We start from the raw sequence: 13,010 nt of genomic DNA, 5'->3' as shown, positions 1-13,010 counted from the left end.
CCCTTGCAAGCGCGTCCGCCGCGCGGCAGGGTCGGGCGAAAAGGGATGGGCGATGCGAGAGATGTCGGTCGAGATCGCGGTCGTGGGCGCGGGTGTCATCGGGCTCGCAATTGCGCTCAGGCTCGCGCAAGAGGGGCGAGAGGTCGCGCTGATCGACCCGAACGCGCCCGGCAGCGGCGCATCTTACGGAAATGCGGGCACGGTGGCCGATTACGCGGTGCTGCCGGTGGGGACGCCGGATGTGCTTCGGAATCTTCCGTCGCTGCTTTTCGACCGGAACTCGCCTCTTGCGATCCGCCATGCGGCCCTGCCGACGCTGGCGCCCTGGCTCTTGCGGTTTGCGCGCCAGTCGCTCCCCAAAGCGGCGCGGCGCAACAGCCTCGCGATTGCCGGTCTGCTGGCCGGCGCGTCCGACGACTGGCGCGCCCTCGCGTCAGAGATCGGCGGGGCCGATATCCTTCGGGCGAACGGCTGTCTTTACCTCTATGACAGCCCAGGGGCCGTGGCGGCGGGCAAGGCCGACATGGCGCGGCGGCGGGATTTCGGGATCGCGGTCGAGATGCTCGATGCCGATGCGCTTTCGGCGCTGGAACCGGGGCTGCCGGCGATGGCGGGGGCGGCGTTCTTCCCCAAGGCGCTCTTCATGTCCGATCCGGGGCTGATGGTGGACCGGCTGGCGCAGGCCGCGCGTGGGGCCGGTGCGATCCACCTGCCCGCCCGGGTCGAAGCGATCGCCCGCACCGCGCGCGGGGTTGACCTGACCGGCCCGCAACTGCACCTCAGGGCCCGTCAGGCGGTGATCGCCGCGGGCGCCCATTCCCGTGCGCTGGCGCGGATGGCGGGGGATGATGTTCCGCTCGATACCGAACGCGGCTATCACCTTGAATGGGATATGGAGTCGCCGCGCCTCTCTCGCCCCTCCTCGCCCACGGCGCGGGGTCTTTATCTGTGCCCGATGGCGGGGCGGCTGCGCGTCGCCGGTACGGTGGAACTTGGCGGGCTGATGGCGCCGCCCTCGCCCCACCGGCTGGCGCGGCTGGAGGATGGGGCGCGGAGCATCTTCCCGGATCTCGGCCCCCCGGACCGGAGCTGGATGGGCTTTCGCCCCTCGATGCCCGACAGCCTGCCGGTGATCGGGCCTTCCCGTGGCGGGCCCGAGATCCTCCATGCCTATGGGCATGGGCATATCGGCCTGACGCTGGCGCCGCTGACCGCGCGGTTCGTGGCGGATCTGATCGCCGGCCGCGATCCCGGCCCCGCGATGGCCCCCTGCCTGCCGGCGCGGTTCGGGCGTTGACAGGGCCGGGCCAGCCGCTACCCTGCCCCCGTTTTCGCCGGAGAGTTCCTTGCCCCCAGAAACCCGTACTGCCCTCGTCACCGGCTCGGCCGGGTTCATCGGTTTTCACCTCTGCCAGCGGCTGTTGCGGGACGGGTTCCGGGTGATCGGCATCGACAGCCTGAACGCCTATTACGATGTGCGGCTGAAGGAACGGCGTCACCAGATGCTGCTGCAGTCACCGGGCTTCACTGCCGTCGAGGCTGCGGTCGAGGAACCCGGCCGCCTCGCCGCGCTCTTCGCCGAGGCGTCCCCCGATATCGTTATCCACCTTGCCGCGCAGGCAGGCGTGCGCCATTCCATCGACGCGCCGCGCGACTATGTGAACGCGAACCTGATCGGCACATTCGAGTTGCTGGAGGCCGCCCGCGCCCATCCGCCGGCGCATATGCTGCTTGCCTCGACCTCATCGGCCTATGGCGCGAATACCGCGATGCCCTATGCGGAAACCGACAAGGCCGACACGCAGATGTCGTTCTATGCCGCCACCAAAAAGGCGACCGAGGCGATGGCGCACAGCTATGCCCATCTCTATGCTCTCCCTATGACGATGTTCCGGTTCTTCACGGTCTATGGACCGTGGGGCCGGCCCGACATGGCGCTGTTCAAGTTCACCCGCAACATTCTGCAAGGGTCCCCCATCGACATCTACAACCATGGCGACATGCAGCGCGACTTTACCTATGTCGACGATCTGGTCGAGGGCATCCGCCGCCTGATCGAGGTCGCGCCGGAACGTCCCGAAGGGCCGGTGCCCGAGGGAGACAGCCTGTCGCCGGTGGCCCCGTTCCGCGTGGTCAATATCGGCAATGGGACGCCCGTGCGCCTGCTCGATTTCGTCGAGGCGATCGAGGCGGCAACCGGACGCCCCGCCGAACGGAACCTGCTGCCGATGCAACCGGGCGACGTGCCGGCCACCTGGGCGGATACGGCGCTTCTGGAACGTCTGGTCGGGCCGCTTCCGCGCACGGATATCCGCGACGGGGTGGTGGCCTTCGTGCAATGGTATCGCAACTATTATCAGGTGTGACATGAGCGACTTTTTCACCCCCGTCTCGGGCTTCGACCTGCCGCGCTTTGCGGGCGTTCCGACCTTCATGCGGCTGCCTCATGTGACGCTCGATGATCCCCGGCTGGCCGAGGTGCAGATCGGGCTGATCGGCGCGCCCTGGGATGGCGGCACGACGAACCGCCCCGGTCCGCGTCATGGGCCGCGCCAGTTGCGGGACCTTTCGACCATGATCCGGGCGCAGAACGGCGCGACCGGCGTGCGTCCGTTCGAGCGGGTGAATTGCGCCGATCTGGGCGACGTGCCCCCAAACCCCGCCGATGTGATGGACAGCCTTCAGCGCATGACGACCTTCTACAACCGCGTCCGGGCGGCGGGTATCCGGCCGCTGACGGCGGGGGGCGATCATCTCTGCACCCTGCCGATCCTGCGGGCGCTGGCGGCGGATCGTCCGCTTGGCATGATCCATTTCGACAGCCACACCGACCTTTTCCACAGCTATTTCGGCGGCACGATGTATACCCACGGCACGCCCTTCCGCCGCGCGATGGAGGAAGGGCTGCTCGATCCCGCGCGGGTCTGCATGATCGGCATCCGGGGCACGACCTATGACACCGAGGATCGCGACTTTGCCGATGCGGTCGGCATCCGTGTGATCCCGGTCGAGGAATTCCACGCCCGCGGCCCCGAGGATGTGATGGCCGAGGCGCGCAGCATCGCGGGCGACGGCGAGACTTATGTGAGCTATGACATCGACTTCATCGACCCCGCCTTTGCCCCCGGCACCGGCACGCCCGAGGTGGGCGGGCCGAACAGCTATCAGGCGTTGCAGGTCGTGCGGGGGCTCGACGGCGTGCGGATCGTGGGCGCCGATCTGGTCGAGGTCTCGCCCCCCTTCGACCCCTCGGGCGGAACGGCGTTTCTGGGCGTCTCGGTGATGTTCGAGCTTTTGTGCGTGATGGCCACCAGCCCCTGACGCCTATCGGCGCAGGCGCCCCGTCACCACCACTGACAACGCGAAAAGGCAGGCCGCCAATGCGACGATGCTGGGCCCGGCCGGCGTGTCCCATTGCAACGAGGCCTGCAACCCCCCAAGAACGGCAACCCCGCCGATCAGGGCGGCAAGGCGGGCCATCCCTTCAGGCGTGCGGGCGATGCTGCGGGCGGTCGCGGCGGGCACGATCAGCATCGCCGCGATCAAAAGCGCGCCGACCACCTTGATTGCCACCGCCACGACCAGCGCCAGCGCGATCGTCAGCACAAGCCGTTCGCGCCCCGGGTTGATGCCCGAGGCATGGGCCAGATCCTCGCTCAGCGTCGCGGTCAAGAGCCCGCGCCAACGCCAGACCAGCAGCAGGACGACGGCGGCCGCGCCAAGCGCGATCACGGTCAGGTCGCCGCGCGATACCGCAAGGATATCGCCGAAAAGATAGGCCGAGAGGTCAACCCGCACCCTTGGCAGAAACGACACCGCCACAAGGCCGAAGGCCAGCGCCGAATGTGCCAGAACCCCCAGCGTCGTGTCCATCGCCCAACCCCGGCCCGCAAGTGTCGCGACCGTCAGCGCCATCAGCAGCGCGACGACCAGCGTTCCGGCGTAGATCGACGTCGAAAAGGCAAGCGCCAGCGCGACCCCCAGGATCGCCGCATGCGCCGTGGCATCGCCGAAATAGGCCATCCGGCGCCAGACCACGAAACAGCCGAGCGGACCGGTCGCACAGGCTACCGCAAGCCCTGCAAGGGCTGCACGGATCAGGAAATCGTCAAGCATCAATGCGATCCATGGGAATGTTCGTGCCCGTGGTCATGTGCGTGGTCATGCCCGTGATCATGCGCGTGATCATGGGGGTGATCGTGCCCGTGACCGTGGCTGTGGTCATGGTCGTGGAAGTGCCGGTAAAGCGCCAGCGCCCCGCCTGTCCCGAGGCCGAAGAGCTGGCGATATTCCGGCGCGTTCGAGACGACCTGCGGCGTCCCCTCGCAACAGATATGTCCGTTGAGGCAGATCACCCGGTCCGATGCGCTCATCACCACGTGCAGATCGTGACTGACCAGAAGGACGGCGCAGCCGATTTCCTGCCGCACCTCTTCGATCAGGCGGTAAAAGGCGGCAATGCCGGGCTGGTCGAGCCCCTGGGTCGGCTCATCCAGAACCAGAACCTCGGGCTCGGACAGCAGCGCGCGCGCCAGCAGCACCCGCTGGAACTGCCCGCCGGAAAGCCCTGTCATCTGCCGCCCGCCCAGTCCCGCGACGCCCGTCCGCGTGAGTGCCGCCTCGGCCCTGTCGTCCGTGACCGGGCGGGGCAGCGACAGAAAGCGCCGCACCGTCATCGGAAGGGCCGGGTCGATATGCAGCCGCTGCGGCACATAGCCGACGCGCAGCCCCGGCTTGCGCGCGACCCGCCCTTCCGAGGCCGCCTGAATCCCCAGAAGCGCGCGCAGAAGGGTGGATTTGCCCGACCCGTTCGGCCCGACGACCGTCACGATCTCGCCTTGAGACAGGGCGAAGTTCACCTGCGCAAGGACCGGCGCCCCTCCATGCCGCACCGTAAGATCACGCGCCTCGATCAGGGTCATGCGGCGCTCCGGCAGGCGGGGCAGAGGCCGAGCGCCTCGATATTCGTGCGCTCCACCGCAAAACCCGCTTCGGCGGCAGCGGCCTCCAGCGCGCTGCGGACACGGGCGCCGGGAGCCTCGGCCACGGTCTTGCAGCTGCGGCAAATGAGGAACATCGGCTGATGCGCCTCGCCGGGATGCATGCAGGCGGCAAAGGCGTTCAGCCGCCGCACCCGGTGGGCAAGGCCCAGATCCACCAGGAATTCCAGCGCGCGATAGGCGACCGGGGGCTGGTTCCCGAACCCGTCGGCGGCGAGCCGTTCCAGCACCTCATAGGCCCCGAGCGCCTGATGCGATTCCAGCAGGATTTCCAGTGTCCGCCGGCGGACGGGCGTCAGACGGGCACCCCGCTCGCGCGCCAATGCCTCGGCCCGCGCCAAAACGTCGTGGCTGCAATGGTCGTGGTCATGGTCCGCGAAAGCGAGACCGGGCGGGGCCGTATGGGAATCGGACGGATCAGTCATCGCCGCTCTCTTGACATGTTACGATATAACATAGGATAGGTTGGCCAAGCCGCAAGGAGTGTTCACGATGCGTTATACCATTACTGCCGCCACCGCCAGCGCCGCCCTGTTCGCGGGCACGGCCCAGGCCGAGGTTCCGCAGGTCATCACCGATGTTCCGCCGGTCCATTCGCTTGTCGCGCAGGTCATGGGCGACCTTGGCACGCCCGATATCCTTCTGGATCAGGGCGGCGATCCGCACAGCTTTCAACTGCGCCCCTCGCAGGCGGCGGCGCTGTCGCGGGCGGATATCCTCTTCTGGATCGGTCCGGAACTGACCCCATGGCTCGACCGCGCCGTCGAGGGCGTGGGCCTGCGGGGCGAGGCGATTGCCCTGCTCCACGCCGAGGGCGTGCATCGGCAGGATTATGGCGACGATCACGGGCATGACCATGGCGACCATGGGCACGGGCATGACGACCATGGGCATGATGAGGACCACGATCATTCGGCGGGTCACGACCATGACCACGCCGACGACCATGGCCACGACCACGCGCGTGATGACCACGGGCACAGCCATCACGGCCATGACCACGAACACCATGACCACTCCCATGACGGCCTCGACCCGCATGCCTGGCTCGACCCCGCCAATGCCCGTGTCTGGCTCGACCTGATCGCCGCCGAACTGGCCGGACATGACCCCGAAAACGCGGACATCTATCTTGCGAATGCCGAGGCCGCCAAGGCCCGCGTCGATGCCGCCGAGGCCGAGGTGCAAAGCGTTCTTTCGCCGGTGGGCGATGCGCCGATCTATGTGTTCCACGACGCCTATGGCTATTTCGCCGGGCATTTCGGCCTGAACATCGCGGGGACGGTCGCGCTTGGCGATGCGGCGACACCGGGGGCGGCGCGGCTCTCGGGCCTGCGGGACGACATCGCCGGCGGCAGCGGTGTCTGCATCTTCCCCGAGGCGCAGCATTCCGACGCGCAGATCACCCAGCTTGCCGCGTCCGATGAAATCCGGCTGGGCGGGGCGCTCGACCCCGAGGGCACGACGCTCGACTACGGCCCCGGGCTTTACGAGGCGCTGCTTCTGTCGCTGGCGACCACCATCGCGGATTGCGTGACGGAGTGAACCGCACCCCCATCGCGCACCTGCCGTCTTCGTGCTAGCAGAATGCCGGAACGATGAGGGAGCTTCGCGATGGACTGGATCGGCGTCGAATGGGGGGCGGAACCCCGGGCCTGGGCAATGGAGGGCAAGCGCGCCAAAGCCGAGGCCGCGATAGACCTGACCGCCGGTGAAGCCGCGCCGCAGGCGCTGTTGCGTCTCGTGGCTCCGTGGCTTGGCGACCGGCCGGTTCCGGTGATCGCCGCCGGTCTTGCCGGGGCGACAGCGGCGGTCCCGCTGCCCTGCCCGCCCCTTGCCCCACCCTTTGCAACGGATGCCCCCGATCCGCGGATGCGGCTTTACCTGATCCCCGGTCTGCGGCAGGACCGGCCCGCGACCGACCTGACGAAGGGCGCCGAGCTGCGGATGGCGGGCTTTGCCGCCCTGCATCCCGATCGCGACGGCATCCTGTGCCTGCCCGGTCCCGCGCAGACCGTCTGGGCGCATCTGAGCGCGGGCGAGGTCATCAGCCTTCAGTCCTTCCTCACGCCCAGGCTTTTGCTGGCGGTGGGGAACGCGGGTGCAACCCCGTCCGAGTCGTTCACCGAGAGCCTTGAAGAAGGGCGCGGCAGACCGGAACGCCTTGCCGCGCGGCTGGCCCAGATCGAGGCCGCCGGCACGCTGGGACTGATGGACCGCGCCGAGGCCGACGACCGTCGCGCGGGGCTATGGATCGGCGCGGAGCTTGCCGCGGCGCGCGCCTGGTGGCTGGGACAGCCGGTGACGCTTGCAGGGCCCGCGCCCCTGACGGCGCTTTATGAGGCGGCGCTGAACGCGCAGGGCGTCGCACCCGCGACCGCCGATCCGGAGGTGCTGAGCCTTGCGGGGTTGGTCGCCGCACATGGCCGGATCGCCTGAGCGGCCTCAGCCCGGATTCGTTGCCGCCCGATACCAGCGCACGATCGCCGCGCGTTCGGCAGGCTCCATCCAGGACAGGTTCGCAGGTGGCATCGCATGGGTCAGCCCGGCCTGCATGTAGATGTCGCGCGCGGCACGGGCGATATCGGCCTCGGTTTCCAGCACCACGCCCTTTGGCGCCCAGTGGAGGCCCTGCCACACAGGCTCGGCCGCGTGACACATCGAACAGCGGCCCGTGACGATCTGATGAACCTCGTCAAAACCCTCGGCCGCGGCGAAACGCTGCGCCGCGCCCTCGGGCGTCGCCGCCGCGTCACGCTGATGGAACATCGGCGCGGTCGAAAGCCACATGATGATCAGGAAGAGGATCGTCGTCGCGCCCCATGTCCAGTAGGGGTTGCCCCGGCCTGCGTGGCGCGTGTTGAACCAGTGCCGGATCGTCACGCCCATCAGAAAGACCAAGGCCGCGATCAGCCAGTTATACTCGCTCGCGAAGGCCAGCGGATAGTGGTTCGACAGCATCAGGAACAGGACCGGCAGCGTCAGATAGTTGTTATGCGTGCTGCGTTGCTTGGCAATCCGCCCGTATTTGGCGTCCGGCACCCGGCCCGCCCGCAGGTCGGCTACCACGATCTTCTGGTTCGGGATGATGATCAGAAAGACGTTGGCCGACATGATCGTCGCGGTGAACGCGCCCAGGTGCAGCAGGGCCGCGCGGCCGGAAAAGACCTGCGTATAGCCCCAGGCCATCGCCACCAGGATGACATAGAGCAGGATCATCAGCCGCGTGTTGTCATCCCCGAAGCGGCTTTTGCAGATCGCATCATAGGCCACCCAGCCAAAGCCGAGCGAGGCGAGCGAGATGCCCACCGCCTGCCAGACCGGGATGTCGAGGACGTTCGGATCGACAAGGTAGAATTCGGCCCCGAGGTAATAGACCAGCACCAGGAGCGCAAAGCCCGAAAGCCAGGTCGCATAGCTTTCCCATTTGAACCAGATCAGGTGGTCAGGCAGCCGTTCCGGCGCGACCAGATATTTCTGGATGTGATAGAAGCCGCCGCCATGAACCTGCCATTCCTCGCCATAGGCGCCGGGCGGCAGATCGGGGGATTTCCGCAGCCCCAGATCGAGCGCGATGAAGTAGAACGACGACCCGATCCACGCCACGGCCGTGATCACATGCAGCCAGCGCACCGCGAATTCCAGCCATTCGCCCATCACCGCGAGATCGTACATATCCTGTCCCTTTGTCGCCCGGCGCCGCCACACCGGCACCTTTGTCGCCCGGTGCCGGTTTGCCGGCCCGGAGTCATTCTTTTGTCACCGACGCACAGGATGATCCCTTATCGCGGTGCGATGCAATCGCCGGATGTCGCCCCGGCCCTCCGGGCCACGATCAGCTTCCGCGATAGGTGGAATAGCCATAGGGCGACAGCAAAAGCGGCACGTGATAATGACCGGTCGCCATGCCAAAGCGGATCGGCACTTCATCAAGGAACAGGGGTGCCCCGCCCGCCTGTCCCGTCATGCGCAGGTAATCGCCCGCATGGAACAGCAGTTCGTATTGCCCGGTGGCAAAATCCGCCTCGGGCAGGATCGGACCATCGGTGCGGCCATCGGCATTTGTCACCCGTTCGGCAAGCCGTTCGCGTCCGCCGTCCAGCCGGAAAAGAATGATGCGTAGTCCCTCGGCGGGGCAGCCGCGTGCCGTGTCCAGAACATGCGTCGTCAGATATCCGGCCATCTTTTCCTACCCCTTGGCTGTGTCGACGGCATCATAGCGCCCACCGGGGCAAAAGCGCCATCGCGAACCGAAAACCCCTTTCAGCTTTCGCGCGATAGTGCTTCCTTTCCCATGCGCCGTATCAAGAGGAAGACGAAATGAACCGCTACCCCCGCAACATGTCCGGCCATGGCCCGAACCCGCCGCAGGCAGACTGGCCCGGCGGGGCACGGATCGCGGTCTCGGTCGTGCTGAACTACGAAGAAGGCGGGGAAAACTGCGTCCTGCATGGCGACGCGGGGTCAGAGGCGTTCCTGTCCGACATCGCGGGCGCCGCGCCCTGGCCCGGGCAACGGCACTGGAACATGGAATCGATCTATGAATACGGGGCGCGGGCGGGCTTTTGGCGGCTGCACCGGCTGTTCACGGGAATGGATATCCCCGTCACGATCTACGGTGTTGCGACCGCCCTTGCCCGCAGCCCCGAACAGGTCGCCGCGATGAAGGAGGCCGGGTGGGAAATCGCCTCCCACGGGCTGAAATGGGTCGAACACCGCGACATGCCCGAGGAGGAGGAACGCGCCCAGATCGCCGAGGCGATCCGCCTGCATACCGAGGTCGTGGGCGAGCGTCCGCGCGGCTGGTATACGGGGCGCTGTTCAATCAACACCGTGCGCCTTGTGGCCCAGGAGGGCGGGTTCGACTGGCTGTCCGACACCTATGACGACGACCTGCCCTATTGGCTGGAAGTGGGCGACCGCGACCAGCTCGTGATCCCCTATACGCTGGAGGCGAACGACATGCGCTTTGCCACCGCGCCCGGCTACATCACCGGCGAGCAGTTTTTTCAGTATCTCAAGGACAGTTTCGACACGCTCTATGCGGAGGGCGGGCGCATGTTCTCGATCGGGCTGCACTGCCGCCTGATCGGGCGTCCGGGCAAGATCGCGGGGCTGAAACGCTTCCTCGACTACGCGCAGGGGCATGAGGGGGTCTGGTTCCCGCGCCGCATCGACATCGCCCGGCACTGGGCCGCCACGCACCCGCATCAACGCCGCGAACGGCCCAGCCGGATGCCGCGTGAGACCTTCGTCGCGCGGTTCGGGGGCATATTCGAACACTCGCCCTGGATCGCCGAACGGGCGTGGGGGCTGGAGCTTGGCCCCGCGCATGACACCGCCATTGGCGTCCACAGCGCGCTCTCCCGCATCTTCCGCAGCGCGAGCCGTGAGGAACGGCTGGGCGTCCTGCGCGCGCATCCCGACCTTGCGGGCAAGCTCGCTGCCGCGAAACGCCTGACGCCTGATTCGACCGCCGAACAGGCGAGCGCCGGTCTGGATGCGCTGACGGATGCCGAGCGCGAGACCTTCCAGCAGCTCAACCAGGACTATGTGGCGAAACACGGGTTCCCCTTCATCATCGCCGTGCGCGACAACACCAAGGCCTCCATCCTCGACGCCTTTCGCGCCCGTCTTGCCAACGACACCGCCACCGAGTTCGAGACCGCCTGCAAACAGGTCGAACGCATCGCCGAACTGCGCCTGAAGGACATGCCATGAGCCCCTATCATTTTCCCCCCGGCGGCCTTCCGCCCCAGACCGCGATCCATACCGGGCGCGCGGTCTTTACCGACGCCTATGCGGTCATCCCGCGCGGGGTCTTTTCCGACATCGTCACAAGCTCTCTCCCCGGCTGGGACAAGACGCGCGCCTGGATCATCGCGCGCCCGATGTCTGGCTTTTCCGAGACCTTCAGCCAGTATGTGATGGAGGTCGCGCCCCATGGCGGGTCATCTGCACCCGAGCCCGACCCGCTGGCGCAGGGCGTGATCTTTGTCACGGGCGGAGAGGTCTGGCTGTCGCTCGACGGGCAGGAACATGAACTGGGGCCCGGTGGCTATGCCTATATCCCGGCCGGAACGGCATGGCGGCTGCGGAACGGCAGCGACCATCCCGCGCGGTTCCACTGGGTGCGCAAACGCTATGAACCCGCGCCAGGCATACCCGCGCCAACCCCCTTCGTCACGAACGACGCCGAGATCGCGCCAATCGCCATGCCGGGAACCGAGGGTCGCTGGGCCACCACCCGTTTCGTCGACCCCGAGGATCTGCGCCATGACATGCATGTGAACATCGTCACCTTCCAGCCCGGCGGCGTGATCCCCTTCGAGGAAACCCATGTGATGGAACACGGCCTTTTCGTGCTGGAGGGCAAGGCGGTCTATCGGCTCAACCGTGACTGGGTCGAGGTCGAGGCGGGCGATTTCATGTGGCTCCGCGCCTTTTGCCCGCAGGCGTGCTATGCGGGCGGGCCGGGCCGGTTCCGCTATCTGCTCTACAAGGATGTGAACCGGCATGTGAAACTCGGCGGCGCATGGGAAGGGCGCGGCGCGTGACGGCGCGTCAGATCATTGCGCGGCCCCTGACTCAGGCGGATTTCGCGCCCTTCGGCGATGTGCTGGACGCCGGGGGCGAGGCCGACCGCATCATCAATCAGGGGCTCTGCGGGCGTTATCATGACCGGGCGCGGCTGGATTTCGGCCCCGGCGGGCGGGCGGGCATCAGCCTGTTCCGGGCCGCGCCCCGCACCCTGCCCTACCGGCTGGAGATGGTCGAGCGTCACCCCGAAGGCTCGCAGGCCTTCATCCCCATGTATGAGGCGCCGTTTCTGGTGATCGTCGCGCAGGATCACGGCGGGCAGCCGGGCAACCCGCTGGCCTTCGTCACCACCCCCGGGCAGGGGGTGAACCTGCATCGCGGCACCTGGCACGGGGTTCTTACGCCGCTATCCGCACCCGGCCTCTTTGCCGTCGTGGACCGGATCGGTGCAACGCCGAACCTGCAGGAACATTGGTACGAGGACCCGTGGGAGGTGGTTCTACATCCGTAGCGCCATGTCGAGCATCCGGCAGGAAAAGCCCCATTCGTTGTCATACCAGCCAAAGACCCGCAACATCCCGCCGCGCGTCACCCGGGTTTCCGGCAGGGCCATGACGATGCTTTCCGGCCGCGCCCGCAGGTCCGAGGACACAAGCGGCCCATCGGTCCAGCCGATCACGCCGCCCGCATCGCGCATGAGGTCGTTGACCTGCGCTACATCCGGAACCTTTTGCAGCATCAGCGTCAGATCAACGGCAGAAACGCTCGCCGTGGGCACCCGCACGGCGCCCCCCTCGATCCGGCCCGCGAGGTCCGGCAGCACGATATCCAGCAGCCGCTGCGCGCTGGTGGTCGTCGGCACCATCGACAGCGCCGCCGCCCGTGACCGCGCGTAATCGGCAGCGGGCGCGTCCACCGTGGGCTGGCTGCCGGTATAGCAGTGGATCGTCGTCATATGCCCGGTTTCCAGACCGAACGCCCCGTCGAGCAGCCGCACCAGCGGCGCGAGCGCGTTCGTCGTGCAGGACGCGTTTGAGACGATGCGCTGCCGGCCCAGCAGATGATCGTTCGCCCCGAGGACCACGGTGAATTCTGCCGCCTTGGACGGGCCCGAGACCAGCACCCGCCGCGCCCCCGCCTGCAACCCGCGCCCGGCGATTTCCGCCGTGTCGGCCCGGCCCGTGCATTCCATCACCAGATCGACCCCCGAAAGATCGAGTCGCGACAGATCGGGTTCCCGCGTCAGCGGAATGGCGCGACCGTCGATCACCAGCGCGCCGTTTTCCAGCGCGACGCGGCCCGGCCATGGGCCGAACACGCTGTCATACTGGAAAAGATAGGCGCACATCTCGGGCGCGGCGATGTCGTTGATCGCGACGATATCCACACCCGGTGCGTGACCGCCCAGCCATGCCCGCAGAACCGTGCGCCCGATCCGCCCGAATCCGTTGATCGCCACGCTGACCATCG

The 13,010-nt window shown here is 67.3% G+C and carries 14 protein-coding genes; 8 read left to right on the top strand and 6 right to left on the bottom strand.

Annotation, left to right across the window (positions count from 1 at the left end; genetic code table 11):
* Positions 1-52: 52 nt before the first annotated feature.
* Genes ACFSGJ_RS11725 through ACFSGJ_RS11715 form a run of 3 tightly spaced genes read left to right on the top strand, consistent with a single transcriptional unit; the run spans position 53 to position 3,321 of the window.
* On the top strand, positions 53-1,297 hold the full coding sequence (locus ACFSGJ_RS11725) for an NAD(P)/FAD-dependent oxidoreductase (protein ID WP_390261790.1): 1,245 nt from the start codon (positions 53-55) through the stop codon (positions 1,295-1,297).
* 49 nt (positions 1,298-1,346) lie between these two features.
* The gene (locus ACFSGJ_RS11720; protein ID WP_390261787.1) at positions 1,347-2,366 is read left to right on the top strand and encodes an SDR family NAD(P)-dependent oxidoreductase; all 1,020 of its coding nucleotides are present in this window, start codon (positions 1,347-1,349) and stop codon (positions 2,364-2,366) included.
* Position 2,367: 1 nt separating this feature from the next.
* Positions 2,368-3,321 (top strand): agmatinase, encoded by a 954-nt coding sequence (locus ACFSGJ_RS11715; protein WP_390261784.1) that lies wholly within the window; start codon positions 2,368-2,370, stop codon positions 3,319-3,321.
* A gap of 3 nt (positions 3,322-3,324) precedes the next feature.
* Here the strand turns inward: ACFSGJ_RS11715 and ACFSGJ_RS11710 are convergent, their stop codons facing one another.
* Genes ACFSGJ_RS11710 through ACFSGJ_RS11700 form a run of 3 tightly spaced genes read right to left on the bottom strand, consistent with a single transcriptional unit; the run spans position 3,325 to position 5,425 of the window.
* Positions 3,325-4,116: a metal ABC transporter permease gene (locus ACFSGJ_RS11710; RefSeq protein WP_390261780.1), complete on the bottom strand. Its 792-nt coding sequence runs from the start codon at positions 4,114-4,116 to the stop codon at positions 3,325-3,327.
* Positions 4,116-4,922 carry a metal ABC transporter ATP-binding protein gene (locus ACFSGJ_RS11705; protein ID WP_390261777.1) on the bottom strand — a complete coding sequence of 269 codons (807 nt, stop codon included), beginning with the start codon at positions 4,920-4,922 and terminating at the stop codon, positions 4,116-4,118. Before ACFSGJ_RS11705 ends, ACFSGJ_RS11710 begins: the two co-directional genes overlap by 1 nt.
* On the bottom strand, positions 4,919-5,425 hold the full coding sequence (locus tag ACFSGJ_RS11700; RefSeq protein ID WP_390261774.1) for a Fur family transcriptional regulator: 507 nt from the start codon (positions 5,423-5,425) through the stop codon (positions 4,919-4,921). Before ACFSGJ_RS11700 ends, ACFSGJ_RS11705 begins: the two co-directional genes overlap by 4 nt.
* A 67-nt stretch (positions 5,426-5,492) precedes the next feature.
* On the opposite strand from ACFSGJ_RS11700, the gene ACFSGJ_RS11695 reads away from it, so the two are divergent.
* Both ACFSGJ_RS11695 and ACFSGJ_RS11690 read left to right on the top strand, forming a co-directional pair.
* Complete coding sequence (locus ACFSGJ_RS11695) at positions 5,493-6,545, top strand: zinc ABC transporter substrate-binding protein (RefSeq protein ID WP_390261771.1); 1,053 nt, start codon at positions 5,493-5,495, stop codon at positions 6,543-6,545.
* Between the two features lie 69 nt (positions 6,546-6,614).
* Positions 6,615-7,439, top strand: a complete 825-nt coding sequence (locus tag ACFSGJ_RS11690; RefSeq protein ID WP_390261768.1) for a 2-dehydro-3-deoxygalactonokinase — start codon at positions 6,615-6,617, stop codon at positions 7,437-7,439.
* Positions 7,440-7,445: 6 nt separating this feature from the next.
* Here the strand turns inward: ACFSGJ_RS11690 and ACFSGJ_RS11685 are convergent, their stop codons facing one another.
* Positions 7,446-8,675: a urate hydroxylase PuuD gene (locus ACFSGJ_RS11685; protein WP_390261765.1), complete on the bottom strand. Its 1,230-nt coding sequence runs from the start codon at positions 8,673-8,675 to the stop codon at positions 7,446-7,448.
* A 160-nt stretch (positions 8,676-8,835) separates the two neighbouring features.
* Entirely contained in the window at positions 8,836-9,183 is a 348-nt protein-coding gene (gene uraH / locus ACFSGJ_RS11680) for a hydroxyisourate hydrolase (protein ID WP_390261762.1), read from the bottom strand.
* Positions 9,184-9,320: 137 nt separating this feature from the next.
* Between uraH and puuE the strand changes: the two genes are divergently transcribed.
* From puuE to ACFSGJ_RS11665, 3 genes are read left to right on the top strand one after another with little or no spacing between them, the layout of a single operon-like run.
* Positions 9,321-10,721 carry an allantoinase PuuE gene (gene puuE, locus ACFSGJ_RS11675; RefSeq protein ID WP_390261759.1) on the top strand — a complete coding sequence of 467 codons (1,401 nt, stop codon included), beginning with the start codon at positions 9,321-9,323 and terminating at the stop codon, positions 10,719-10,721.
* Positions 10,718-11,557, top strand: coding sequence for a bifunctional allantoicase/(S)-ureidoglycine aminohydrolase (locus ACFSGJ_RS11670; RefSeq protein ID WP_390261756.1), 840 nt, complete (start codon positions 10,718-10,720; stop codon positions 11,555-11,557). Before puuE ends, ACFSGJ_RS11670 begins: the two co-directional genes overlap by 4 nt.
* Positions 11,554-12,051 (top strand): ureidoglycolate lyase, encoded by a 498-nt coding sequence (locus ACFSGJ_RS11665; protein ID WP_390261753.1) that lies wholly within the window; start codon positions 11,554-11,556, stop codon positions 12,049-12,051. Before ACFSGJ_RS11670 ends, ACFSGJ_RS11665 begins: the two co-directional genes overlap by 4 nt.
* Here the strand turns inward: ACFSGJ_RS11665 and ACFSGJ_RS11660 are convergent.
* Positions 12,040-13,008 (bottom strand): type I glyceraldehyde-3-phosphate dehydrogenase, encoded by a 969-nt coding sequence (locus ACFSGJ_RS11660; protein ID WP_390261750.1) that lies wholly within the window; start codon positions 13,006-13,008, stop codon positions 12,040-12,042. The genes ACFSGJ_RS11665 and ACFSGJ_RS11660 overlap by 12 nt on opposite strands.
* Positions 13,009-13,010: the final 2 nt, after the last annotated feature.

Source organism: Halodurantibacterium flavum (assembly GCF_042681825.1).
Lineage (GTDB): Bacteria > Pseudomonadota > Alphaproteobacteria > Rhodobacterales > Rhodobacteraceae > Halodurantibacterium > Halodurantibacterium flavum.
The sequence above is the reverse complement of the archived record's forward strand: the minus strand, read 5'-3'. Positions and strand labels throughout refer to the sequence as shown.

What these genes read in the sequence shown, in the direction of transcription:
- ACFSGJ_RS11725 (WP_390261790.1), top strand. Translation starts at nt 53, where the DNA reads ATGCGAGAGATGTCGGTCGAGATCGCGGTCGTGGGCGCGGGTGTCATC.
- ACFSGJ_RS11715 (WP_390261784.1), top strand. Translation starts at nt 2,368, where the DNA reads ATGAGCGACTTTTTCACCCCCGTCTCGGGCTTCGACCTGCCGCGCTTT.
- ACFSGJ_RS11710 (WP_390261780.1), bottom strand. Translation starts at nt 4,116, where the DNA reads ATGCTTGACGATTTCCTGATCCGTGCAGCCCTTGCAGGGCTTGCGGTA.
- ACFSGJ_RS11705 (WP_390261777.1), bottom strand. Translation starts at nt 4,922, where the DNA reads ATGACCCTGATCGAGGCGCGTGATCTTACGGTGCGGCATGGAGGGGCG.
- ACFSGJ_RS11700 (WP_390261774.1), bottom strand. Translation starts at nt 5,425, where the DNA reads ATGACTGATCCGTCCGATTCCCATACGGCCCCGCCCGGTCTCGCTTTC.
- ACFSGJ_RS11695 (WP_390261771.1), top strand. Translation starts at nt 5,493, where the DNA reads ATGCGTTATACCATTACTGCCGCCACCGCCAGCGCCGCCCTGTTCGCG.
- ACFSGJ_RS11690 (WP_390261768.1), top strand. Translation starts at nt 6,615, where the DNA reads ATGGACTGGATCGGCGTCGAATGGGGGGCGGAACCCCGGGCCTGGGCA.
- ACFSGJ_RS11685 (WP_390261765.1), bottom strand. Translation starts at nt 8,675, where the DNA reads ATGTACGATCTCGCGGTGATGGGCGAATGGCTGGAATTCGCGGTGCGC.
- uraH (WP_390261762.1), bottom strand. Translation starts at nt 9,183, where the DNA reads ATGGCCGGATATCTGACGACGCATGTTCTGGACACGGCACGCGGCTGC.
- puuE (WP_390261759.1), top strand. Translation starts at nt 9,321, where the DNA reads ATGAACCGCTACCCCCGCAACATGTCCGGCCATGGCCCGAACCCGCCG.
- ACFSGJ_RS11670 (WP_390261756.1), top strand. Translation starts at nt 10,718, where the DNA reads ATGAGCCCCTATCATTTTCCCCCCGGCGGCCTTCCGCCCCAGACCGCG.
- ACFSGJ_RS11660 (WP_390261750.1), bottom strand. Translation starts at nt 13,008, where the DNA reads ATGGTCAGCGTGGCGATCAACGGATTCGGGCGGATCGGGCGCACGGTT.